We start from the raw sequence: 19879 nt of genomic DNA, 5'->3' as shown, positions 1-19879 counted from the left end.
ACTAGCTCCCCGCAACCAACTCTTCGAGGTAGCTTGCCACTCCGTCCTCGTCGTTCGTGGGCAGAATTCGGTCGGCAAGTTCGATGACCTCAGCTCGGGCGTTGGCCGGCGCCAGAGCCGTTCCGGCCCAGGTCAGCATGGCAACGTCGTTGAACGCGTCACCTGCTGCCGCAACTTCCGACGCGTCGATGCCGTCGATCGCGCACAATTGCGCGAGAGCGCTGGCCTTCGAGACGCCCGCCGCAGCCATTTCCATGTACGGAGCGCCGGAGTGGGTCAACTCCACACCCTCGATGCCCGCAGCGACCGCAGTTCGGTACAGGTCGGCGCTGGGAACTTCCGCATGCCGAGCCACGATCTTGACCATCGGCTCGACGTCGAGCGGCAAGGTGTCGGCCAGCACCATCTCGTGCAGGTGCCGGTGATGGTCCGCGAACTCACACAGAGCGGCATACTCCGGCTCGGCAAAGAACTGAGTGGGTCCGACGTTCGCGAACACGACGCCTGGGACCAGTGCGCGAACTTGCTCCATAGCCGTTGCCGCCAAGGACATTTCGATCGAAACGGTGTCGACGATCTCCGGAGTACCATCGGCGAGGTCGAGAATGACAGCTCCGTTGGCACACACAGCTTTACCGCGAAATCCGCACGAGCTCGCCAACGTATGTACCGAATGTCGAGCGCGGGCCGTCGCCCACACAACTTCGATACCCGCCAGCCGCGCGTTCTCCATGGCTTGCGCGGTGCGCGTCGAAATCGTTCGGTCGGAGCGCAGCAGGGTGCCGTCGAGGTCGGTCGCGAACATACGAATGCGGGTCACCAGACCATGATGGCAGTCCGTTCGCAGTCCTCACCAACTACATGACATTGACCGTTGCTCTGTCAATTACCTGGCTGCCCCTCGAGAAGGTGGCGGCGCATCTCACCGAACACCACACCGAGACGCTCGACGTCTCGCGGGCTCAGCAGATCGAACATGTTCTCCCGTACTGCGGCGACGTGGGCCGGGCTTGCCGACGCCAATTTCTCGGCGCCCTGGTCGGTCAGCTCCGCATTGGCGCCACGCTTGTCGTCGACACACTCGACCCTGCGCACCCAACCGACGCCGACCAGTCGATTGACCGCCCTGGTCACGCCACTACGGGTTGCCATCACGGCGTCAGCGAGCTCACTCATGCGCAATTGTCGCCCGGGCGCCTCGGCCAGCGCGACCAGCAGTTCGAAATCCGTGAAGGAAATATCGGAGTCGTGCACCAACTGTTGATCGAGGACGCGCTGAAGCAGGCGGGTCGAATCCAGGTACGCCCGCCAGGCCGTTTGCTCCGAGTCGGTCAACCATCGCGTTGATTCCATCACGCCAGCATATCCGAAGTAGTTGACAACGAAATCAAATGAGCTATTCTCAATGTAGTTGATCAGTCAACTACTTGTTCGAAGTGAAGATTCAACCGGGAGGCGGGCGCCATGAGCGACGACAACGCAGTGCAGGTCGACAAAGCAATGCAGGCCGACAACGCAGTGCAGTTCGAGGAACGCCGTGCCGAGATAAGGGATCGGCATCTGATCCCTGCCGACAAACGACCGTCGTCGATGGCACGCGGTCTGCACCATACGGCCCTGATCAGCAGTGACGTCGAGCGAACCGTGAAGTTCTATCAGGATCTCCTCGGCTTCCCTCTCACCGAACTGATCGAGAACCGTGACTATCCCGGGTCTTCGCACTTCTTCTTCGACATCGGCAACGGCAACCTCCTGGCCTTCTTCGACTTCCCGGGCCTCGATGTGGGCCCGTACCGAGAGGTACTCGGCGGCCTCCACCACATCGCGATCAGCGTCGAGCCGGCCAAGTGGGCGACGTTGCGCACCAGACTCACCGAGGCGGGCGTCGAATTGATCGAGCACAGCGAGGTTTCGTTGTACTTCCGCGATCCCGACGGCGCTCGACTCGAATTGATCGCAGATCCCCTCGGCGAGATGTACGGCAATCACGTCCTCTGAAAACTTGCTCTCCCCCACACCATCCGGAAGGCCCCCATGACCTCCACGTTGTCTCAACCGAACTTCGACGTCCGTCGATCGGGCGATCGCTTCAAGTCCAATGCGGGCTGGCTGGACTCGAAGCACTCCTTCTCGTTCAGCAATCACTACGACCCGAAGAACACTCACCACGGCCTTCTCCTGGTCAACAACGACGACATCGTCACGCCGGGAATGGGATTCGACACCCACCCGCACCAGGACATGGAGATCGTCACCTGGGTTCTGAGAGGCTCTCTCGTGCATCAGGATTCGATGGGTCATTCGGGGGTCATCTACCCCGGACTTGCCCAACGGATGAGCGCCGGCACTGGCATCCTGCATTCCGAGAAGAACGACTCGTGGCGACTCGGTGACGTGGCCGGCAGCCATTCCGACAAGCACAGCGACCCGGTTCACTTCATCCAGATGTGGGTCATCCCCGACGAAGCCGGAATCACCCCCGGCTACGAACAGTTGGAGATCGACGCCGAATTGCTCGCCGGTGGACTGGTTCCCGTCGCCTCGGGTATGGACGCGTACGCCGATCACTCGGCAATCCGGATCAAGAACAAGTACGCCGCGATGCACGTCGCGCGTCTGCAACCCGGACAGCCCGTGACCCTGCCGGACGCACCGTTCCTCCACGTTTTTGTGGCCGACGGTCAGGCTGCCATGGAAGGCGTCGGAGTGCTCGAACAAGGTGACGCGGTACGAGTGTCCGGCGGCGGAGGCCAGCAGGTCAGTTCCGATACCGGCGCCGAGGTCATCGTCTGGGAAATGCACGCCACCGTTTCGCAGGGATGACATGAAGTCCTTCTCGTACGACGCTTCACCGGCTCGAATTGTCTTCGGCCAAGGGACGATCGGCTCGATCACCGAAGAAGTGAGACGGCTCGGCCGTAGCCGAGTGATGGTGCTGGCAAGCCGTCGACTGAACGCGCTTGCCGCCGACGTCACCGAATCTCTCGGCGACATGGCCGTCGTGCGCTTCGACGGCGCAGTGATGCACACTCCGATCGAAGTCACGACAGCCGCGCTGAAACTTGCCCAGCACCATCACGTCGACACCGTCGTCGCGATCGGCGGCGGCTCGGCAACCGGGTTGTCCAAAGCACTCGCACTGCGAGCGGGGTTCGATCAGATCATCGTTCCGACGACGTATGCGGGATCAGAAGTCACTCCAGTGTTGGGTGAAACCGAGAACGGACGCAAGACAACTCGCTCGTCACCCCGCATCAGACCCGAAACCGTCATCTACGACGTCGACCTCACTCTCGATCTGCCGCTGGACACCACCGTCACCAGCGCCGTCAACGCGATGGCTCACGCGGTTGAAGCGTTGTATTCCGCCGAATCCAATCCGATCACCGACTCGATGGCAATCGAGGCACTCTCCGGGATCGCCCGTGCTTTGCCGATCGTCGTCGATGATCGGAGAAATATGGAAGGCCGGGCCGACCTGCTGCAATCTGCCTGGTTGGCCGGAACCTGTTTGGGCACAGTCGGCATGGGACTTCATCACAAGTTGTGCCACACCCTCGGCGGCAGCTTCGGTTTGCCGCACGCCCCCACCCACACCGTTGTCCTCCCCCATGCAATGGCGTTCAACGCGGCTGCCGTCCCGGAAGTGATGTCGCGAATAGCAACGGCTCTGGGTGTATCCGATGCCGCTAGCGGCGTATTCGACCTCGTCACCGCGAGCGGCGGACCGACGTCTCTGCGAGAGGTGGGAATGAGTCACGATCAGATCGGCCGGGCAGTCGAACTCGCGACCTCCGCCGCCTATCCGAATCCGCGTGAGATCACCGCGCCGGGCCTGAGCGAACTCCTCGAGAACGCCTGGTCCGGGCGTCGCCCCGCCATTTTGTGAGAACGCGGGTGAGAACGAATCAGGCAGTGCCGCCACGAGGCCTGACGTGCTCGAAGATCAGAATCGTCTCGGTCGCGGCCACCGCCGGATGGGCCGAGAGGTTGTTGACGACGAAGTCCCGCAACTGCGCCGAATCCGTCGTTGCGACGTGCAACATGTAGTCGTCGACACCGGCCACGAAATACACGTTGAGCACGGAGTCCAGCTTGGCGAAGTCGTCACCGAGTCGGTTGAGGTGCGACCTCGCGTTGGCCTGCAGTCGAACTGCGATCATCGCCTGCAGATCCATTCCGAGAGCAGCGGGGTCGATGTCCGCGTGGAATCCCCTGATCACGCCGTTGTCGACCAAGGCACGCACACGGCCGAGGCACGTCGACGGCGCAATTCCTGCGATCGCGGCCAGCGCATTGTTCGGAATCCTCGCGTCTTTCGCCAGCTCTTCGAGCAGAACCCGGTCGACCTCGTCCAACTTCATAGCTGCCCGAACATGCTTCGGCGAGGCAGCCGTCTGGATACCGATTTTTGAACTTTCGCGCACCATGAATACAGCATAGAGAATTATCTTCACTTCTCTTCACTATCTGGTGACGAAACTTCATGCTTGGCACCTGCCATTCGAAGAAACAACAGACTCAGTTCGGAGCCGTGTCATGAAGGTCGGAATCCCCCGCGAAATCAAAAACCACGAGTACCGCGTGGCCATCAGCCCAGCAGGCGTGCACGAACTGGTCGGCCGAGGGCACGAGGTCGTCATCGAAACGGGTGCAGGCGTCGGCTCCTCGTTCAGTGACGAGGATTTCAAGGCTGCGGGCGCACAGATCCTCGGGTCCGCGGATCAGGTCTGGGCGGACGCAGATCTGCTCCTCAAGGTCAAAGAACCTATTGCAGAGGAGTATTCGCGGCTCCGTAAGGATCAGGTGCTCTTCACCTACCTTCACCTGGCGGCGTCGAAGGAATGCACCGACGCACTCCTGGCGTCGAAGACCACCTCCATCGCCTACGAAACCGTTGTCGGTTCCGACGGTTCACTGCCCCTCCTCGCCCCGATGAGCGAAGTAGCCGGACGCCTTGCACCGCAGGCCGGCGCCTACCACTTGATGCGTCACGGCGGCGGACGCGGAGTGCTGATGGGCGGCGTGCCGGGAGTACGTCCTGCCAAGGTCGTGGTGATCGGTGCGGGAGTCTCCGGCAAGAACGCCATCGCCGTGGCCTACGGCATGCAGGCCGACGTCACCGTTCTCGATCTGTCGATCGCGCGTCTGCGGGAAATCGACGAGCTGTACCACGGCCAGGTCAAGACCATCACGTCCAACAGCCTCGAACTGGAACAGGCAGTTCTCGACGCCGATCTCGTCATCGGCGCAGTGCTGGTCCCAGGGGCGAAGGCTCCCACTCTCGTGTCCAACAGCCTGGTCGCGCGCATGAAGCCGGGTTCGGTACTGGTCGACATCGCCATCGACCAGGGCGGCTGCTTCGAGGACTCGCACGCGACCACCCACGCCGATCCGACGTACCAGGTTCACGGTTCGGTCTTCTACTGCGTTGCGAACATGCCCGGCGCCGTTCCCCGCACATCGACGTACGCGCTCACCAACGCGACACTTCCGTACGTCGTCGCATTGGCCGACAAGGGATGGAAGGACGCCGTCGCGACTGTTCCCGGTCTGGAATCGGGACTGAGTACACACGACGGTCTGCTCTTGTCGGACAGTGTCGCGGCAGCACATGGGTACTCGGCTGCCACCCTCTGACCCCGGCGAGGAGGGCTGGAGATCGCTAGCCTTGATCCATGAGCAATCCTGACATCACGCTGAATTCCGGAACCACGATCCCGCAACTCGGCCTCGGAGTCTGGCAGGCCACCAACGACGAAACCGAGCATGCAGTGCGGTTCGCACTCGACGAGGCCGGCTACCGGCACATCGACACTGCAGCCGCGTACGGAAACGAAGAGGGCGTCGGACGAGGTATCGCCAACTCGTCCGTCGCGCGAGAGGACATCTTCCTCACCACGAAGCTGTGGAACGCGGACCAGGGCTACGAGCCGGCGTTGAACGCTTTCGACACCAGTATCGACAAGCTTGGCGTCGACTACGTCGATCTCTACCTGATCCACTGGCCGCTGCAGGACAACGACCGCCTTCTCCGCACTTGGGAGGCGCTCGAAAAGATCGCGGAATCGGGCCGCGCCAAGGCAATCGGGGTGTGCAACTTCGAGCCGCACCATCTGCAGCTTCTTGTCGATCGCGGCGGAATGCTGCCCGCCGTCGATCAGGTGGAACTGCATCCACACCTCACGCAACACGCGATCCGGGACAAGGCCGCCGAGCACGGGATCAAGGTCGAATCGTGGAGCCCACTCGGCGGCACCAGCAACGCAGGTTGGGGTAAGGCTTCGAAGCCCAACACGCTGCTCACCGATCCGATCATCACTCGAATCGGTGACCGCCACAGCAAGACTGCCGCACAGGTCCTCATCCGCTGGCACCTTCAGAACGGCCTGATCGTCATCCCGAAATCAGTGCACGACGCTCGGATCGCTCAGAACATCGACGTATTCGACTTCGAACTCACTGATCTCGATCTGAGCGAAATCGACACTCTCGACGACGGCACGCGCGTCGGCGCGCATCCCGATGAACTCAATATCGGTGCGCCGAGCTGATCAAGCCGCTCGTTTGGTGGGGCGAAGCGCATCGATTCCGTTTCGCCTCACCATGGTTCCGAGGGTCTTCCACCACGGACGAGCTGGATCCGGCTCGTTGCCGTCGCCCATTCTGTGCAACTGATCGGTGTGCCACTGCAAGTCGAGTGCACCGTCGAGCATCGAGATGTCGGCAACCTTCCCCAACAATTTTCGCGCTCCAAACTCGACAGTCGGGACGTTCAATCGTTCCCGATCCGATTCCAGAAGAACGGTTGCCGCGTCGGGAATGGTGATCGTCGGCCGGCCGAGGCCGATCACGTCGCACGCGCCGGAAGCGAGTGCCTCGACCATCGCCGATCGCGAGCGGAAGCCGCCTGTGACTGCCAACGGAATATCGCCGGCGATCGCCCGGACAGTCTCGGCATATTCGAGAAAATATGCTTCTCGGTCACGAGTGCTCTGCTTCTGCGCTTTACCCATCATGGCCGGCGACTCGTAGCTGCCACCGCTGATCTCGATGAGATCCACCGACTCTTCGGTCAACGCGCGCACTACTTCTCGCGACTCGTCTTCGGAGAACCCACCGCGCTGAAAATCAGCCGAGTTGAGTTTGACCGAGACCGCGAATCCGGGCGCGACCGCCGAACGTATGCGCCGAACGATCTCGATCAGAAAGCGTCGGCGACGCTCGGGATCTCCACCCCACTCGTCCGTGCGCTGATTGGCCAACGGCGAAAGGAACTGCGCAACAAGATAACCGTGCGCTGCGTGGATCTGTACGCCTCCGAATCCCGAGGACTCGGCGACGCGAGCGGTTTCCGCGAACCTGTTGATGATGTCTTCGATCTCGGCGGTCGAGAGTTCTCGCGGCGCAGCCATTCCCGGGATCTTCAGCGCGATCGGACTCGGGCCGACCGGGTGGCCCCTGCTGGCAATCGGGTTGGATTGTCGCCCTGGGTGGTTCAGCTGCATCCAGATCTCGGCACCGCCGTTCTTGGCAGTCTTGGCCCAAGCCGTCAGTGCTTCGGCGTCTCGATCGTCGTCGACCACGACGTTGCCCGGTTCGGCGATCTGAGATCGATCGACCATGACATTGCCGGTGATCAGCAACCCGAACCCGCCGCTGCCCCAACGACCGTACAGAGTTTCCAGTCGGGCGGACGGTCCATGTGTCCGGTCCCCCAGAGCCTCGCTGAGCGCAGCTTTCATGGTCCGATTTCGCAGTATCTGCCCACAGGGCAAAGTCAGCGATTCTCCGAGCGTGGTCATGAATACCTCTCGCGTGAATGGGGGAAGAAGGTCAACGGCGGGGCGCAGAACCGAAGTGCCGCTTGGTATCGCGCACGAAGCTCGAGAAGATCAGTGAGTTGACCGGCAGACCGCCGCGTACCGCGAGCGACAGCTTCGGATGCGGTGAGAATGCAAAGGTCCACTGCAGTCTCGAGCCCACTGCAAGTTCGTCGACGCGGTAGTCCTCGGCAAAGGATTGGAACAGTGGAACATTCGACTGCTCGACGTAGAACGAGTGCCGACGTGTTTCGTCGTCCCAGGTGATGAACTTTTCGCGCATCTGCATCGCACCACCGCCCACCTCCGCGATTCGCCGCGTGCCGACACCGTACGGGCGAGGCGAGGTGTAGTGAACTTTCGTGAGCAGCCGGCACCACGACAACGGTTCGTCCGCAGTCAGACCGGCCCAGACGTCATCCGGTTCGGCGGCGAGATCGATCGAGTACGTGAAGATATGCGGTGCCGTGTCGAAGAAATCGACACCGACCGGTTCGAGGTCGAACCAATGTGTCATCGCCCGCTCCTGCCCAATTAGCCGTTACATGAAGTTACGGATACTCGACGACCGAAGTCAACCCCCGAGCGCTCAGCTCGACCACGCTTGCGAACGCGAAAGCCCCTGCAGCGAAGCGATGACCTGTTCGAGCGGTTCGATACTTCGAGTCGTCTGGCATACAGCCACGGCACCTTCGACCGACGTGATCGTCAAATTTGCCATCGATTTTGCTTGCACTGCAGGATAACCCGCGGTTTCGAGTTGTGATTCGATCAACTTCTGCCATCCCAGCAAGACTTCAGCTGCCACTTCCGCGACCTCCGGTTCACTGGCACGAGCCAATCCGCCGGCAATCACCGGACAGCCGATCGCGAAGTCCGAGCGCGTGAGATTGAGTCGCCAGATGTCGCCGACCGCTTCGATCACGTCGGCAGTGGAACCGTTAGCCGCAGCCGAGCTGATCCGTCTGGTGATGATCGCACCGGCCGCGCGCACGGCTTCGACCATCAACTCGGTCTTACCGCCAGGAAAGTGGTGGTAGATCGACCCACGGGGTGCGCCGCTGTGCTTGATGACGTCACTGAAGGACGTCGCGTCGACACCGTTGCGGCTGATCAGTTCAACCGCACTGCGAATCATGCGATCACGTGAGCTCAGCTCTGCCATGCCACAGATCCTTCGGCCGTCGGTACACCTGTCGACTCATACGCTACGTTATGTATGACGACCTACATAGTGATGGGATGAAACAATGAGTGACGAGACAACAGCGACCGTCGATCCGGCGCAGATGACAGGCCTCGAACTTCTCCGCTGGATGGGGACACAGGTCAACGATCGCCCGAGCATCGGGCGCCTCCTCGGAATGGAGATGCGCGAGGTCAACGAAGGATCCGTGAGCTTCGCTCTGACGCCGCGCGCTGATTTCAGCAATCCCCTCGGCACGGTCCACGGCGGCATCTGCGCAACGCTGCTCGACTCGGTCATGGGCTGCGCTGTGCACACCATGCTTCCGGCCGGCGTCGGATATACGACCCTCGAACTCAAGCTCAACTACATCCGCACCGTGCCTCTCGACGGCGATGAACTGACCGCACACGGCAGTGTCATTCACGTGGGTGGGCGTACCGCGACCGCAGAGGGCAAGGTACTCGACAAGGACGGCAAGTTGGTGGCGCATGGAACCACGACGTGCATGATTTTTCGCTGAGCCGACGAAGGATGGCGAGAATGTAGCTGCGCCCGACGTGAGCAGGGCGCGAGTGTCGATGTACGATCGGCTCGTGACCCTGCTCACTGCGCACCTCTGGTGGCCCGACCGCTGACGGTCAGCCGCAACTGCGTGCTGCCCGGACCGATATCGGGTGGTCCAGCAGGCTCCTCTCAGGATCCCCGATCCGGCAAATGCCGTACGCGTCGTCGCTGCGACCGCCAAGATCAGGTACCGAATCCACGAAGGAGAGTTAGTTGACCACCACCCCACTCAACCGTTCGCTCGAGCCTTTGGGCGTTTCTGTCCCGTCGAAAGTGCCGACGCACTGGTACAACTTGGCGGCCGACCTCCCCGAGCCTGTTCCTCCGCACCTGCATCCGGGCACGCGTGAGCCGCTCGGCCCCGAGGACTTGGCGCCGCTGTTTCCGATGAATCTCATTGCGCAGGAAGTCACAACCGAGCGCTACATCGAGATCCCGGAGACGGTTCGCGAGATCTACGGCATGTGGAGGCCCTCTCCCCTGTTCCGTGCACACCGACTCGAGCGCGCTCTGGGCACACCCGCCCGCATCTACTACAAGTACGAAGGCGTGAGCCCGGTCGGTTCACACAAGCCGAATACTGCTGTCGCGCAGGCTTACTACAACGCAATCGAGGGAACCACCAAGCTCACCACCGAAACCGGTGCGGGCCAGTGGGGTGCGTCGCTGTCGTTCGCGGGCGCGCTGCTCGGACTCGAGGTCGAGGTATGGCAGGTTCGCTCCTCCTTCGATTCGAAGCCGTACCGCCGCATCCAGATGGAGGCGTACGGCGGAATCTGTCACCCGTCGCCTTCCGACCTGACGGAAGCCGGACGCGCACTGCTGAAGTCGCATCCAGACACCACCGGCTCACTTGGCATGGCCATCAGTGAGGCCGTCGAGGTCGCCGCGCAGGATCCGAACACGCACTACTCACTCGGTAGCGTGCTGAACCACGTCATGCTGCACCAGACCGTGATCGGTCAGGAAGCAATGGTCCAGCTCGAAGAAGCCGGCGACGCCATCCCCGACACCGTGTTCGGTTGCGCCGGTGGCGGTTCCAACCTCGCCGGACTCACCTTCCCGTTCCTGGGACGAAACCTTCGCGAAGGCACCAAGACTCGTCTGGTCGCCTGCGAGCCTTCGGCATGCCCGTCCCTCACCCAGGGCGAGTACCGCTACGACTTCGGTGACGTCGCCGGTCTGACGCCGCTGCTCAAGATGCACACTCTCGGCAAGGACTTCGTTCCCCCTGCGATCCATGCCGGCGGCCTCCGCTACCACGGTATGTCGCCGATGGTCTCGCATGCGGTCAACCTCGGACTCATGGATGCGATTGCCGTCGATCAGGACGACGCACTCCAGGCCGGTCTGATCTTCGCCCGCGCCGAAGGAATCATCCCGGCTCCGGAATCGACCCACGCAGTTGCCGGCGCCATCGCTCACGCTCGTGCTGTCACCGAACCCGAGGTGATCGTTATCGGTCTTTCGGGCAACGGTCAGTTGGATCTCCCGGCGTACTCGCCCTACGTCTGACGCCGCCGGTGTGGTGGTCTCGTGTGTACGAGGCCACCACACTTCGTCACACCGAGCACGTTCTCTATTCGTATCCCAGCTCGTCGACGGACCGGACAGTGATCGAACTTGTCCCCAACACGGTACCGGGGGCTATCCAAGGATCTTCCGGAGCGGCGCCCGCGACCCGTCGTTCGCCGATGAACTCGCCGGTACCCGGATCGATGATCAAGTCGCGACGCTCGTGAACGCCGTTGAGCCCGAGTGCGATTCCGACCCGACCGTCGAGCGTGGTCTGTTCCACGGTCTCCACACCATCGATTCCGGCGATCGCGCGATACCACTGCGCTTTAACATCTGGCGGCATCATGCCGGCTCTCAGTATTTCAATCGCGATGTGGAACATCGCTTCCGGCGTCGAACCGCGCGGCGCCGTGTAGTCGCGCAACCATTGAAGCAACCCCTCGGGGTCAGCGGGCAGCGACCGATAGAAGTTGGGGTCGTCCCAGTCGTCCGGAACGCAGTTGATGTTGTCGCGATTGTCGTCGAAGAATCTGCCGCAGCGGGCACGCCATTCCCCGTTTCGGGTTTCGTCGATGTACAGAGCTGATTCACTCTCCGGCGTCGTGCCGCCGAGCCACCGCGACTGGCCAGTTGACCGCCGCTCGAGCCATTCTTGTGTTTCGTCTGCCGGAATCCATAGCTGCGAACGGGTTTCGAGCAGGTAGGTGTAGCCGTTGCGTGGAGCGTCGGGACCTGCTTCGTAGGGAGATCCGTACTCCATCCCCTGTTGGACCCACGCGTGCTCCTCGACGAGTCGAAACGGTCCCTGTCGAGCGGAGGTCATCTCGATCGATTCGAGGGAGCGCGCGGCTTGTTGTAGGACGTGTTCGGCGGAGGCGAGTTCGATGGAAGGCACCGGCAGCGACGTACCACCCGTAGTGCCTGTCTGCTCTGCAGGTGTGAACTGCACCAGCACCGCAGCCAGGCAGACGGCCATGAGCACCGCGGCACCGGCGTAGACCGAAGCGGGCACGCGCCCCAGAGCAAACCTGCGACTGGGTACCGGCGGAGAACTTTCGGCCGCTTCCGCGTCGGCGAGGACCCGATTCCGGATCGCTGCCAACGCGTCGACGTCCGGCTTGTCGAGCGCATCGCGGAGTTCGAGCAACGTGTCGTCCAGGGGATCGGTCCGAGGATTCGGCATCAGTTCTCTCCCGAGGCTTGTTGGAGGTTTTCGGAGTCGAGCAGCAAAGTCCGCAGGCGAGTACGCGTGCGGTGCAGCCTGGACCGGACAGTGCTGGCCGGCACGGACAGGATCTCCGCGATCTCTGCCGGTTCGAGATGGGCCCAGGATGAGAGGAGGAGCACGTCGCGTTCGTCCTCGGTCAGCTCGGCGAGGGCCGACGCGATCACCTCGAGGCGACGGGACGCGTCCACCCGAGCCGTGACAAGGTCTTCCGGCGCAGTCTCGGACACGACGCGTTCGCCATGTACCCGCGCGAATGCGCGTTCGGCGCGATCCTGGGAACGAAAGTGTGCCCGGAGCAGGGTGTGGGTAATGCCGAACAACCAAGCTCGAACGGGAGCCCGACCAGCGTCGTAGGTGGATCGACGATCGATTGCGACGGCAAAAGCCTCAGCGACGAGGTCGTCGGCGTGATGTTCGCCGGCTCGAGCGCACACGTACCGGCGAAGATCTGCGGCATGGGCGTCGAAGAGCTGAGCGAAGACCTCCGCCACGCGCGGGCCGTGCAGGTCCGGGCCCGGTGTGGCGCGATCACCGGGCGGGTTCGAAGATGTCACGGTGATACTTGGTCGGTGCGGCCCGTAGCGTCCCCGGGGTGGCGGAACGGGTAGCGATGACGACCCACGATCCGCACTTTCCCCCGAGCTTTCACCATGCGCAGCAGTCGGTCCTCAGCCTCTTGGGTCGGAGACCAGACGCTACCCGGCACTGACGCGAGGTAGGCCGTGGGAGCGATCTCGCGGCCAGGATCAAGCCCGGCGGGCAGCGAAACGAACCGTTCAGTTTGCTCGATCGGTTACGGTCTTTCGATGCAGCTTCGGTTGAAGGAACACTGGAAACTGGTCGCCCTCGGGTTGGCGTTGATCGTGGCGATCGCGTTCATCGTCGTATCGGCACTCTCCGACTCCAGTGAGGCGGCCTCGCCGAAGCAGAAGTCAGGCGGTCCGATCGTCGAGCAGGGCGTTGTCGACGTGGACCTCTCCGTTCCTCCGCAACAAGCCTGGGAACTCGATGTCCGTACGCTCACGGACAACTCCGGCGACGTGTTGTTGTCGATGCCTTCCGGCCTCGATCGCTACTACGGCTACGGAAACACGTACCAGGTCGGTGACGTGCTGGTGGCCGCGACGGCTTATCCCCTGCCCAAAACCGACGAGTCTTCGTCGGGCCAGGGAGTCGGTGACGTCTCACTGGTCGGTGTGAATCCCGACGACGGAAGTCCGCTGTAGAAAACACGAATCGGCGGAGTCATCGGCCAGTGCAGCCAACAGAACGAGTCCACGATCATCGCGTGCTGGGGCGATCGACGAATGATCTTTGTCGATACCGCGACCGGAACTCTGTTGTCCGACCTCGGAACCGACTTCGATCTCAGTGGTGCCGCCATCACCGGAGACACTGTGTACACGTCCGGTGAGAGAGTGGACGGAACCGTTCGCACACGAATTCTTGCCAGTGGCAACACCACCAATGTGACGGCCAACTTCGTTCGCACCTTCGAACCAAGTGAAAAGTTCGGATCGGTCTACACGATCCCGAGCACCAACACGGTCATTGCGATGGAACAGGGCGATGGCGGGGACCCACAGTACCGCTATCGAATCTACGATCTGGATTCCGGCGCAGAACGATTCAGATTCGAGGGTGATTCGCTCGTCCCTGCCTGGAACGGATTGTTCCTCACCAGTGTCGGCGGCAGATCAGGCTATGTAGGAACCCAAAACCTTTTGGCTTCCGACGGATCCACGATTCGTGCGATACCGATTCCCTCTTCCTCATCGTCGTCCTACCCGAGTAAGCCCTCGACAGCGGTGCCGATGTTTCTCGGCGACGGCGCCTACGACCCGGAGTCCGGTGACGAACTTTGGCGCAGTTCACAAATCGTCAATACCGAGATGGCCGGGACGGGAAGCGCCATTGCCGCAGTGGTAGGAAAGACAATCCTGGTCACCTCACCGGAGACCCGCACAATCTCGGGTCTCGACGTCGAGAGTGGTCGACAGCTGTGGCAGACACCCTGGCAAGACGCGTACTGGGTTCGAAACGGAGCGACCGATGGCGACCACTTCGTCTTCAGCGACTACACCGGCATGCACGCAATCCGGGCTCGCGACGGAAAGATGATGTGGTCGGTTCCCCTTCCGCCAGAGGTTGATCCGCGCGGGGTCGTCGTCTCGAATGCCGGCAAAAACGTGTCGTTCTCCTGGCAGAACCATTTCACCGTTTGGCGATAGGCCGGCAACATCACCGATACCGTGTCGTACTGACCAGCCTGCTCACCAACAAGCAAGTGGATAGACGTGCAGCAATCAAAGTCCACAATCCAATCTTGCGCATTTGTTCAATATCGGGGGAACGATCTCGGACAACTGCATATATCTCCGCGACTCCAACTTCGGAAAGATCAGACCAGACCTGCAGTGAAGGGGTGCGTACACATCGCACCGACTCAGGCGCCTGATCCACTCCAACAATAAAGGGAGCCAACGGGAATGGATGCGAAATCCTCTGTTCGCAGTCGGCAACAAATAGTCCAGTTTGCGCGCAAACATCTGCGTACCGAGGGACCGGACTCGGAACAAATACGTCGTCATTTCGGTTTGCAAAAACGCGCGTTCTTCACACAGCTTGACACCCATCTCGACGATTCTGCACTTTCAATGCCCGAAAAAGTTGCACTCCGCCGCATCTGCCGACAAGAAAATAGAAGATGCCCGATCAAACGTATGAACATCTCAGCAGGTCAAGCCGACCCATCCCGGCCGATGAACGACGCGCTGCCTTTCCCACCCCCTGAACCATCCCGCTTGACGATCGAGAGCAGCCAACTACGTTGAGCCGCTGGATTTTTCCGCAGTCCCTCTTCTCTGATCGGGATCATCGGAGATCTAACAGCCGCGCGACTTTCAGGCTCAAATGCAAGGCCAACCGGTCGTCTCCGTTTGCCAGGTCTGCGCGTGTTATCTCCTGAATTCGCCGCAAACGATAGTACAAGCTCCCTCGATGCACACAGAGCGCCTCGGACGTTCGCTTTACGTCACCGGCATTGTCCAAAAAGCTCTCCAGCGTCGCGAGAAGGGCCTCACTCTTGGTGTCCTCATGGCTGAGCAAGGACTGCAGCCCAGAATGAATACTGTTCTCGAGCCGATCCTCCGACAGTTCGGCCAGAAGGCCGTAGACACCGAGATCCCGATACCGCACAACATTTCCGAGCACCTTGACGACCTGCGCCACATCTGCGGAACGCCTGGACTCTTCGTAGGATTCGCGCACGTCTGCAACCGAGGTTCGCGATTCACCGATACCAACCCAACATTCCAGGTTCTGACGCCCACTTTCAGACAAGATTCGCTTTTGGGCTGCAACGATCAGCGAGTCCAGATGGGTATGCGTCGAGCGTTCGGCCACCGATACGATGAGCAGACTGTGGTCGGGGCGGTCGAGTTGGATTGCACTGTTCCGCGGGAGCCTCCGCCGAAGCTGATCGACGCCGACGGCGACACTCAGACGATCTCTTTCGGTCAATGTCGACCGGTCGACAGGACGGAGCAACATAGTGACCACGACTGCTGGACCCGCAGCCAACAAGCCCTCCTCGGCCAACCTGTTTGCCGCGTCCTCGCGCAGCGACCGCTCGCCGGAAAGTACGTCACGAGTAAGTTCCCGCTCCCGACTTCGAGACAACTCGTCCAGTAACTGTTCTCGGTGAAGGATCGTTGCTGCCGCGTCAGCCGTGCGCCTCAAGACCTCGGCTTGATCCTCGTCAACGTCGCCCTCCGAAGTCAACAGCCAGACGAAGCCCAGCAGCGCATTGCGGTACCGGATCGGCATCCCGACCCGGCCAAGGGTCAGTCCTAGTTCCTCGTTGACTGGAACAATGAAGACATCAAGGGCTTCACGGCCCCCGCTCGAGAAAATGAAGTCTACGATCTCACGTGAAACATTCCGCTGTAGAACGGAATTCATTCTGACGGGATCAACGGCACTGTCATGGGAGTTGTACGCGAGTAGACGGATCTGTGCATCATCGATCGCAACGGAACGGTCGAGTCGGCGCCCGGTGGTGTCCACCAAATGCTGTAGTTCTCCGGCCATGGTCGAACTGTACGAGTTGCGCTCTCCTTTTTGCAACAAATGACCAAATTTATCGTCGGCATTTTGCACAAATGCCAGTGATGCAACTAACTTTCGCACCATAAGCTCGCTTCATGCCGAAGCACTCGAGACCCGGAACGTCTTCACTCGGTCTGCGACCCGGCAGACGTGGCATCGAGAGGTCGGACGTTCAGCAGCGACGAGATCTGTTGCAGCCGTGTGATTTGCAAAGTTGAGCCCGAGGCCCGCCGGCACGAACTCCCTCAGGCAAAGTCGCCACCGACCCGAAATCGACAACGACCTACGTTCACCAGTTCAATGTCGGATCCCACCGACCTCTTTCAATTTCGAATACCTCGAATGACGACTGTGACGTCACAAAAACGTTGCCATTCAGCATATCCCGAGAGGAATCAGTATGACCGGCACAGCAAATGCTCCTGTAGAGCAGGAGACCGCGACTTCACCGGAACGTCGATCGGCGCGCCGTAGGGCCCTGATTGCCGGCGCGACAGGCAACATCGTCGAATGGTTCGATTTCACGATCTACGGATTCACTGCCGCAGTTCTCGCGACAGTGTTCTTCCCTCCGGAGTTCGGCAGTGGCGCACTGCTTGCCACCTTCGCTCTTTACGGAGTCGCATTCTTGGCCAGACCTGCCGGCGGCATCTTCTTCGGACGACTGGGTGACCGTCTCGGCCGACGGAGATCATTGTCCCTGGCAATTACGCTCATGGGCTGCTCGACGGCGGCTATCGGTCTCCTACCGACGTACGCTTCGATCGGTGTTGCCGCACCGCTGTTGCTGCTGCTGTGCCGATTGGTTCAAGGATTCTCGGCCGGGGGCGAATACACCGGAGCTGCCACCTTCGTCGTCGAGCATGCGCCGTCCCACCGCCGAGGCTTGTACGCAGGGATAATCAGTTCTTCGTCGTTCGTCGGCAGCATCTTGGCCACGGTCACAGTCTTGTCATTCAGCTCGGTCGGCGCTGAGCACTTCGCCGACGGAGGATGGCGTTGGCCGTTCATCATCGGAGGCGTTGTCGCCATGGTGGGTCTGTTCATGAGGCTTGCCGTCGAGGAGACTCCGGCGTTCAAGGAAATGCAAGAAAACGATTCCCTTCCAACCCGCCCACTGGCAGATCTGTTCCGCAATCACTGGCGGACTCTGCTCACGTCCTTCGTGTACTTCGCCTCGCTCGGTGTCGTTACTCATATGCTGCTCGGCTACATGCCGACATTTCTGGTTCTCTCAGCCGATGTTCCGAGCACGGTTGCACTGCTGATGACAACCGGCGCTTTGGTTCTCGCAGTCCCGCTGTTCATCTTCTTCGGCGCCACAGTCGACCGAATCGGCCGGAGGCCACTCGTCAGAATCGGGATGGTGGTGTCAGTTTTCGTATCGGTGCCCAGCTACATGCTCATCGGCACCGGGAATGCTTTCGCGATTGCCGTTGCCCTGGCCGCTCTGGTCGTCGCGCTCTCCTTGCTTGCTTCCGCTTTGCTCGTAATTCTCGAAATGATGCCGACGCATGCGCGATTCACCGGCACGGCAATCCCTTACAACGTCGCGTATGCACTCTTTGCAGGAACTGCGCCTCTGGTGTGCGCATCGTTGGTCAACGCCACAGGAAGCAATCTGTCCCCGGCCTTCTACGCAACCGCCATCGCTTTGATCGCGCTTCCCATTCTGTGGCGAGGGATTCCGGAAACGAAAGACCGGTCAGCCACGCAGAGCAGTTCGACGAAACAGTTCTGACAACGGGCGCGCCATGGTTGCGATTTTTTGCGCAGCTGTCGATAGCGTTCCGCGTGCCGCCGAGCGAGAGTTGAGGATGACGATCTTCTGGGCCTTCGGGTGCGAAATCAGGCAAGGCAGAGCCCATTCCGAGAAGTCGGGGTGCGGCTCTCCAGAGGAGGTCGAAGCCGTCAGGCTTACCAAGAACCCAAGCTCGCCAGTCGAAGAGATGCGCTTTCGATCTGGCGAAGCCACAAGAAGGAGGGGCCGAAAGTGCCTAACAACAAGACCGACGCAGTTGTCGTCGGAGCTGGAGTAATCGGTAGCTCCATCGCCTATGAACTGGCCGCTCGAGGTTACGAAGTCCTGGTCATCGACAAGTCTGGCGGTCCGGGCTACGGCTCGACCAGTGCATCCAGTGCGGTTATCCGGTTCAACTACTCCACATTCGACGGTATGGCTGCAGCTTGGGAGTCGCTGCATTGCTGGCAAAACTGGAACGAGCATCTCAACGCGACAGTCGACGGCGCGCTTGCGAAGTTTCGGCAATGCGGAATGGCACTGCTCGACGTCGACGTCGCACCCCACGCGCGCACGATTGGATTATTCGAGAAGATCGGAATCGACTACCAGCTCTGGGACGCAACGACACTCGTCGAGAAGATTCCCGGTATCGACGCAGGTAAATACTATCCACCCAAGCCAGTCGACTCGGAGTCATTCTTCGCAGATGCGGAAACCACGCTCGGAGCGCTGTACACACCTCAGGCGGGGTTCGTCGACGACCCGCAACTGGCCGCCGCGAATCTTGCTGCGGCAGCACGTTCGCACGGTGCGATTTTCGCGTACAACACGCGTGTGGTGGCAGTCGAGCAGTTGCCTGACGGCATCTGGCAGTTAGGGCTCCACGACGGGGAAAGTGTGAAATCCAAGATTGTCGTCAACGCTGCCGGCCCCTGGTCGGGAGAGTTCAACAAGCTGTCGAATGTCGGGTCCGACTTCAAGGTTTCGGTTCGGCCCTTGCGTCAGGAGGTCCATCACGTCACCGCACCCACTGGGTACAACGACGACGAGATCCTCGGCCCGATGATCGCCGATTTGGATCTCGGAACCTACATGCGAGCTGAACCTGGGAACGGTTTCCTTGTCGGCGGGACCGAACCGGATTGCGATCCGCTCGAGTGGATCGACGATCCTGATACCGCGAACCCGAATCGCACTGTTGCCCGGTTCGAAGCGCAAGTTTTCCGCGCCGCCAGACGTTTCCCCAGCTTGGAAGTCCCGTCACAACCGAAAGGTATTGCCGGCGTGTACGACGCAGCATCTGATTGGACCCCAATCTACGACAAGACAGATAAACGAGGTTTCTACGTCGCTATGGGCACCAGCGGAAACCAATTCAAGAATGCGCCCATCGCCGGGCGCCTCATGTCCAGGATCATCGACAAGGTGGAAGCTGGACACGATCACGACGCTGATCCGCTGACCTATGTCGGGATGCACACCGGGCTCGAAATCGACCTCGGCGCTTTCTCCCGCCTGCGGGCACCCAATGCCGAGTCGACCGGGACCGTCATGGGTTAGAAGTGTTGTCCGGCTTGGAGAATCGATAGCCTCGACAACTGAATAGACACGGCTGTGGGTGTCCACCACGTGGTGGACACCCACAGCCGACTTCTCCTTCAACGGCGTCTACGGAAAATCGGCCGTCGAACGTGTCGGCGTGC

21 protein-coding genes are annotated in these 19879 nt (G+C 60.9%); 12 read left to right on the top strand and 9 right to left on the bottom strand.

Features of this window, described 5'->3' with window-relative positions:
* Window position 1 precedes the first annotated feature (1 nt).
* Window positions 2-820: an HAD family hydrolase gene (locus ACFT1A_RS22985; protein WP_378448915.1), complete on the bottom strand. Its 819-nt coding sequence runs from the start codon at window positions 818-820 to the stop codon at window positions 2-4.
* 62 nt (window positions 821-882) lie between these two features.
* Window positions 883-1353 carry a MarR family winged helix-turn-helix transcriptional regulator gene (locus ACFT1A_RS22980; protein ID WP_378448914.1) on the bottom strand — a complete coding sequence of 157 codons (471 nt, stop codon included), beginning with the start codon at window positions 1351-1353 and terminating at the stop codon, window positions 883-885.
* A gap of 147 nt (window positions 1354-1500) precedes the next feature.
* On the opposite strand from ACFT1A_RS22980, the gene ACFT1A_RS22975 reads away from it, so the two are divergent.
* From ACFT1A_RS22975 to ACFT1A_RS22965, 3 genes are read left to right on the top strand one after another with little or no spacing between them, the layout of a single operon-like run.
* Window positions 1501-1998, top strand: coding sequence for a VOC family protein (locus ACFT1A_RS22975; RefSeq protein ID WP_378448994.1), 498 nt, complete (start codon window positions 1501-1503; stop codon window positions 1996-1998).
* 36 nt (window positions 1999-2034) lie between these two features.
* On the top strand, window positions 2035-2823 hold the full coding sequence (locus ACFT1A_RS22970) for a pirin family protein (protein WP_378448913.1): 789 nt from the start codon (window positions 2035-2037) through the stop codon (window positions 2821-2823).
* Window position 2824: 1 nt separating this feature from the next.
* Window positions 2825-3889 carry a maleylacetate reductase gene (locus ACFT1A_RS22965; RefSeq protein ID WP_378448912.1) on the top strand — a complete coding sequence of 355 codons (1065 nt, stop codon included), beginning with the start codon at window positions 2825-2827 and terminating at the stop codon, window positions 3887-3889.
* Between the two features lie 19 nt (window positions 3890-3908).
* Here ACFT1A_RS22965 and ACFT1A_RS22960 read toward each other — a convergent pair whose 3' ends face one another.
* Window positions 3909-4430, bottom strand: a complete 522-nt coding sequence (locus tag ACFT1A_RS22960) for an Lrp/AsnC family transcriptional regulator (protein ID WP_378448911.1) — start codon at window positions 4428-4430, stop codon at window positions 3909-3911.
* Between the two features lie 109 nt (window positions 4431-4539).
* On the opposite strand from ACFT1A_RS22960, the gene ald reads away from it, so the two are divergent.
* Complete coding sequence (gene ald, locus ACFT1A_RS22955; protein WP_378448910.1) at window positions 4540-5640, top strand: alanine dehydrogenase; 1101 nt, start codon at window positions 4540-4542, stop codon at window positions 5638-5640.
* A 38-nt stretch (window positions 5641-5678) separates the two neighbouring features.
* Complete coding sequence (locus tag ACFT1A_RS22950; protein WP_378448909.1) at window positions 5679-6554, top strand: aldo/keto reductase; 876 nt, start codon at window positions 5679-5681, stop codon at window positions 6552-6554.
* Here the strand turns inward: ACFT1A_RS22950 and ACFT1A_RS22945 are convergent, their stop codons facing one another.
* From ACFT1A_RS22945 to ACFT1A_RS22935, 3 genes are all read right to left on the bottom strand, one after another.
* Entirely contained in the window at window positions 6555-7805 is a 1251-nt protein-coding gene (locus ACFT1A_RS22945; protein ID WP_378448908.1) for an NADH:flavin oxidoreductase/NADH oxidase family protein, read from the bottom strand.
* 31 nt (window positions 7806-7836) lie between these two features.
* Window positions 7837-8340 (bottom strand): SRPBCC family protein, encoded by a 504-nt coding sequence (locus tag ACFT1A_RS22940; RefSeq protein WP_378448907.1) that lies wholly within the window; start codon window positions 8338-8340, stop codon window positions 7837-7839.
* A 72-nt stretch (window positions 8341-8412) separates the two neighbouring features.
* The gene (locus ACFT1A_RS22935) at window positions 8413-8988 is read right to left on the bottom strand and encodes a TetR/AcrR family transcriptional regulator (protein WP_378448906.1); all 576 of its coding nucleotides are present in this window, start codon (window positions 8986-8988) and stop codon (window positions 8413-8415) included.
* Window positions 8989-9073: 85 nt separating this feature from the next.
* On the opposite strand from ACFT1A_RS22935, the gene ACFT1A_RS22930 reads away from it, so the two are divergent.
* Window positions 9074-9532 (top strand): PaaI family thioesterase, encoded by a 459-nt coding sequence (locus ACFT1A_RS22930; RefSeq protein WP_378448905.1) that lies wholly within the window; start codon window positions 9074-9076, stop codon window positions 9530-9532.
* A 257-nt stretch (window positions 9533-9789) separates the two neighbouring features.
* Window positions 9790-11091 carry a TrpB-like pyridoxal phosphate-dependent enzyme gene (locus ACFT1A_RS22925; RefSeq protein WP_378448904.1) on the top strand — a complete coding sequence of 434 codons (1302 nt, stop codon included), beginning with the start codon at window positions 9790-9792 and terminating at the stop codon, window positions 11089-11091.
* 64 nt (window positions 11092-11155) lie between these two features.
* On the opposite strand, the gene ACFT1A_RS22920 is transcribed toward ACFT1A_RS22925, so the two are convergent.
* Together ACFT1A_RS22920 and ACFT1A_RS22915 are read right to left on the bottom strand one after the other, a co-directional pair.
* On the bottom strand, window positions 11156-12277 hold the full coding sequence (locus ACFT1A_RS22920) for a CU044_5270 family protein (protein WP_378448903.1): 1122 nt from the start codon (window positions 12275-12277) through the stop codon (window positions 11156-11158).
* Window positions 12277-12876: an RNA polymerase sigma factor gene (locus ACFT1A_RS22915; RefSeq protein ID WP_378448902.1), complete on the bottom strand. Its 600-nt coding sequence runs from the start codon at window positions 12874-12876 to the stop codon at window positions 12277-12279. Before ACFT1A_RS22915 ends, ACFT1A_RS22920 begins: the two co-directional genes overlap by 1 nt.
* Before the next feature lie 252 nt (window positions 12877-13128).
* On the opposite strand from ACFT1A_RS22915, the gene ACFT1A_RS22910 reads away from it, so the two are divergent.
* From ACFT1A_RS22910 to ACFT1A_RS22900, 3 genes are all read left to right on the top strand, one after another.
* On the top strand, window positions 13129-13548 hold the full coding sequence (locus ACFT1A_RS22910; protein WP_378448901.1) for a hypothetical protein: 420 nt from the start codon (window positions 13129-13131) through the stop codon (window positions 13546-13548).
* Window positions 13549-13629: 81 nt separating this feature from the next.
* Complete coding sequence (locus tag ACFT1A_RS22905) at window positions 13630-14553, top strand: PQQ-binding-like beta-propeller repeat protein (RefSeq protein WP_378448900.1); 924 nt, start codon at window positions 13630-13632, stop codon at window positions 14551-14553.
* 258 nt (window positions 14554-14811) lie between these two features.
* The gene (locus ACFT1A_RS22900; RefSeq protein ID WP_378448899.1) at window positions 14812-15156 is read left to right on the top strand and encodes a hypothetical protein; all 345 of its coding nucleotides are present in this window, start codon (window positions 14812-14814) and stop codon (window positions 15154-15156) included.
* A 40-nt stretch (window positions 15157-15196) separates the two neighbouring features.
* Here the strand turns inward: ACFT1A_RS22900 and ACFT1A_RS22895 are convergent, their stop codons facing one another.
* Window positions 15197-16414 carry a PucR family transcriptional regulator gene (locus tag ACFT1A_RS22895; protein ID WP_378448898.1) on the bottom strand — a complete coding sequence of 406 codons (1218 nt, stop codon included), beginning with the start codon at window positions 16412-16414 and terminating at the stop codon, window positions 15197-15199.
* Window positions 16415-16832: 418 nt separating this feature from the next.
* Here ACFT1A_RS22895 and ACFT1A_RS22890 point away from each other — a divergent pair, with 418 nt between their 5' ends.
* Both ACFT1A_RS22890 and ACFT1A_RS22885 read left to right on the top strand, forming a co-directional pair.
* On the top strand, window positions 16833-18173 hold the full coding sequence (locus ACFT1A_RS22890; protein WP_378448897.1) for an MFS transporter: 1341 nt from the start codon (window positions 16833-16835) through the stop codon (window positions 18171-18173).
* A 252-nt stretch (window positions 18174-18425) separates the two neighbouring features.
* Window positions 18426-19736 carry an NAD(P)/FAD-dependent oxidoreductase gene (locus ACFT1A_RS22885; protein ID WP_378448896.1) on the top strand — a complete coding sequence of 437 codons (1311 nt, stop codon included), beginning with the start codon at window positions 18426-18428 and terminating at the stop codon, window positions 19734-19736.
* Window positions 19737-19879: the final 143 nt, after the last annotated feature.

It is taken from the genome of Rhodococcus sp. NPDC057135, assembly GCF_042670865.1.
In the GTDB taxonomy this organism is placed as follows: domain Bacteria; phylum Actinomycetota; class Actinomycetes; order Mycobacteriales; family Mycobacteriaceae; genus Rhodococcus_F.
The sequence above is the reverse complement of the archived record's forward strand: the minus strand, read 5'-3'. Positions and strand labels throughout refer to the sequence as shown.

Coding starts and splice junctions, on each gene's coding strand:
- ACFT1A_RS22980 (WP_378448914.1), bottom strand. CDS start 1,353: ATGGAATCAACGCGATGGTTGACCGACTCGGAGCAAACGGCCTGGCGG.
- ACFT1A_RS22975 (WP_378448994.1), top strand. CDS start 1,501: ATGCAGGCCGACAACGCAGTGCAGTTCGAGGAACGCCGTGCCGAGATA.
- ACFT1A_RS22970 (WP_378448913.1), top strand. CDS start 2,035: ATGACCTCCACGTTGTCTCAACCGAACTTCGACGTCCGTCGATCGGGC.
- ACFT1A_RS22965 (WP_378448912.1), top strand. CDS start 2,825: ATGAAGTCCTTCTCGTACGACGCTTCACCGGCTCGAATTGTCTTCGGC.
- ACFT1A_RS22960 (WP_378448911.1), bottom strand. CDS start 4,430: ATGGTGCGCGAAAGTTCAAAAATCGGTATCCAGACGGCTGCCTCGCCG.
- ald (WP_378448910.1), top strand. CDS start 4,540: ATGAAGGTCGGAATCCCCCGCGAAATCAAAAACCACGAGTACCGCGTG.
- ACFT1A_RS22950 (WP_378448909.1), top strand. CDS start 5,679: ATGAGCAATCCTGACATCACGCTGAATTCCGGAACCACGATCCCGCAA.
- ACFT1A_RS22945 (WP_378448908.1), bottom strand. CDS start 7,805: ATGACCACGCTCGGAGAATCGCTGACTTTGCCCTGTGGGCAGATACTG.
- ACFT1A_RS22940 (WP_378448907.1), bottom strand. CDS start 8,340: ATGACACATTGGTTCGACCTCGAACCGGTCGGTGTCGATTTCTTCGAC.
- ACFT1A_RS22935 (WP_378448906.1), bottom strand. CDS start 8,988: ATGGCAGAGCTGAGCTCACGTGATCGCATGATTCGCAGTGCGGTTGAA.
- ACFT1A_RS22930 (WP_378448905.1), top strand. CDS start 9,074: ATGAGTGACGAGACAACAGCGACCGTCGATCCGGCGCAGATGACAGGC.
- ACFT1A_RS22920 (WP_378448903.1), bottom strand. CDS start 12,277: ATGCCGAATCCTCGGACCGATCCCCTGGACGACACGTTGCTCGAACTC.
- ACFT1A_RS22910 (WP_378448901.1), top strand. CDS start 13,129: ATGCAGCTTCGGTTGAAGGAACACTGGAAACTGGTCGCCCTCGGGTTG.
- ACFT1A_RS22905 (WP_378448900.1), top strand. CDS start 13,630: ATGATCTTTGTCGATACCGCGACCGGAACTCTGTTGTCCGACCTCGGA.
- ACFT1A_RS22900 (WP_378448899.1), top strand. CDS start 14,812: ATGGATGCGAAATCCTCTGTTCGCAGTCGGCAACAAATAGTCCAGTTT.
- ACFT1A_RS22895 (WP_378448898.1), bottom strand. CDS start 16,414: ATGGCCGGAGAACTACAGCATTTGGTGGACACCACCGGGCGCCGACTC.
- ACFT1A_RS22890 (WP_378448897.1), top strand. CDS start 16,833: ATGACCGGCACAGCAAATGCTCCTGTAGAGCAGGAGACCGCGACTTCA.